The 2,500-nt window shown below is 46.1% G+C and carries 2 tRNA genes and 2 rRNA genes (2 of these 4 running past the window's edge); all 4 read right to left on the reverse strand.

The features are described 5' to 3' along the window. Positions 1 to 1,148 (reverse strand): 23S ribosomal RNA (locus R1T42_RS09455) (it extends 1,668 nt beyond the left edge of the window). Between the two features lie 153 nt (positions 1,149 to 1,301). Further along, a tRNA-Ala gene (locus R1T42_RS09460) sits at positions 1,302 to 1,375 on the reverse strand. A gap of 108 nt (positions 1,376 to 1,483) precedes the next feature. Beyond that, positions 1,484 to 1,557, reverse strand: a tRNA-Ile gene (locus tag R1T42_RS09465). A 147-nt stretch (positions 1,558 to 1,704) separates the two neighbouring features. Continuing rightward, positions 1,705 to 2,500 (reverse strand): 16S ribosomal RNA (locus tag R1T42_RS09470) (it continues 730 nt past the right edge of the window). The 16S and 23S rRNA genes sit together here with 2 tRNA genes alongside, the layout of an rRNA operon.

The raw sequence follows: 2,500 nt of genomic DNA on the forward strand, positions 1-2,500 counted from the left end.
CATGCCGTACCGCTCGACTAGTGAGCTGTTACGCACTCTTTAAATGAATGGCTGCTTCCAAGCCAACATCCTAGCTGTCAATGCAGTACAACCTCGTTTATTCAACTTAACATATATTTGGGGACCTTAGCTGATGGTCCGGGTTCTTTCCCTTTCGGACATGGACCTTAGCACCCATGCCCTCACTGCTGATCATCATTTTATAGCATTCGGAGTTTGTCAGGAATTGGTAGGCGGTGAAGCCCCCGCATCCAATCAGTAGCTCTACCTCTATAAAACTAAATCAACGCTGCACCTAAATGCATTTCGGGGAGTACGAGCTATTTCCGAGTTTGATTGGCCTTTCACCCCTACCCACAGGTCATCCGAAGACTTTTCAACGTCAACCGGTTCGGGCCTCCACTGTGTGTTACCACAGCTTCACCCTGCCCATGGGTAGATCACACGGTTTCGCGTCTACCACTGCTAACTATACGCCCTATTCAGACTCGCTTTCGCTACGGCTACGTACCTGAAGTACTTAACCTTGCTAACAACGGTAACTCGTAGGCTCATTATGCAAAAGGCACGCCGTCACCCCAAAGGGCTCCGACCGCTTGTAAGCGTATGGTTTCAGGATCTATTTCACTCCCTTATTCAGGGTTCTTTTCACCTTTCCCTCACGGTACTGGTTCACTATCGGTCTCTCAGGAGTATTTAGCCTTAGCGGATGGTCCCGCTTGATTCATACAGGGTTTCACGTGCCCCGCACTACTCAGGATACCACTATCAATAACATTCTTTACCTATACAGGGCTATCACCTTCTATGGCTCCTTTTTCCAAAGGATTCTAATTCATTATGCATTAAATGTCGTGGTCCTACAACCCCAATTAGGCCGTAACCTAATTGGTTTGGGCTATTCCGCGTTCGCTCGCCACTACTAGCGGAATCACTTTTGTTTTCTCTTCCTCCGGCTACTTAGATGTTTCAGTTCACCGGGTTTGCTTCTTTACAGATGACATATCTTCAATATGCCGGGTTGCCCCATTCGGAAATCTGCGGATCAAATTGTATGTGCCAATCCCCACAGCTTATCGCAGCTTATCACGTCCTTCATCGCCTCTGAGAGCCTAGGCATTCCCCATACGCCCTTAATTTGCTTATGGTATTCTTATTTATTTTGCAACGATACAAAATAAACGCCTTGCTTTTAATATTCAATATTTACTATAATAAATACAAACTAATGTACCTATTCGTTTCTCGTTTAATCTTTTCAATATGTCAATGAACGTTATAAATCTTACGATTTAATAAAGTGGAGAATATCGGAGTCGAACCGATGACCTCCTGCGTGCAAGGCAGGCGCTCTAGCCAGCTGAGCTAATCCCCCATTATAAAATTCAGAATGTTGTATTCAGAATTAGCAATGTTGAACAACCAACCTCTAGAATTTCCTTTAAGTATTTTAATGAACTATTGTATAGCGAACCATACATTGTAGTCTCAGGCAGACTCGAACTGCCGACCTCTACATTATCAGTGTAGCGCTCTAACCAGCTGAGCTATGAGACTGTATAACTAAACAGACATAACTATCTAATTAAAAGTCTTTTCGACTTAATATATCAAGATTGACAACTTTAAAATATAAATAAACACGCTAATCAAATAGCTTAACCATACAAATCTATTGTTGTTCCATTATTTCAGGAACTCCAGAAAGGAGGTGTTCCAGCCGCACCTTCCGGTACGGCTACCTTGTTACGACTTAGCCCCAGTTACCGGTTTTACCCTAGGCAGCTCCTTGCGGTCACCGACTTCAGGTACCCCCAGCTTCCATGGCTTGACGGGCGGTGTGTACAAGGCCCGGGAACGTATTCACCGCATCATGGCTGATATGCGATTACTAGCGATTCCAGCTTCACGTAGTCGAGTTGCAGACTACGATCCGAACTGTGATAGGGTTTATAGATTCGCTCCCACTCGCGTGGTGGCTGCTCTCTGTCCCTACCATTGTAGCACGTGTGTGGCCCAGGACGTAAGGGCCGTGATGATTTGACGTCATCCCCACCTTCCTCACGGTTTGCACCGGCAGTCTCGCTAGAGTCCCCGACATGACTCGCTGGCAACTAGCAATAGGGGTTGCGCTCGTTATAGGACTTAACCTGACACCTCACGGCACGAGCTGACGACAACCATGCAGCACCTTGTAATATGTCCGAAGAAAAATCTGTTTCCAAATCTGTCATACTACATTTAAGCCCTGGTAAGGTTCCTCGCGTATCATCGAATTAAACCACATGCTCCACCGCTTGTGCGGGCCCCCGTCAATTCCTTTGAGTTTCATTCTTGCGAACGTACTCCCCAGGTGGGTTACTTATCACTTTCGCTTGGCCACTCAGACGTCAATTCGTCCAAACAGCTAGTAACCATCGTTTACGGCGTGGACTACCAGGGTATCTAATCCTGTTCGCTACCCACGCTTTCGTCCATCAGCGTCAATATATTGTTAGTG

This window comes from Nonlabens ulvanivorans (assembly GCF_032922765.1).
Classification (GTDB): Bacteria; Bacteroidota; Bacteroidia; order Flavobacteriales; family Flavobacteriaceae; genus Nonlabens; species Nonlabens ulvanivorans.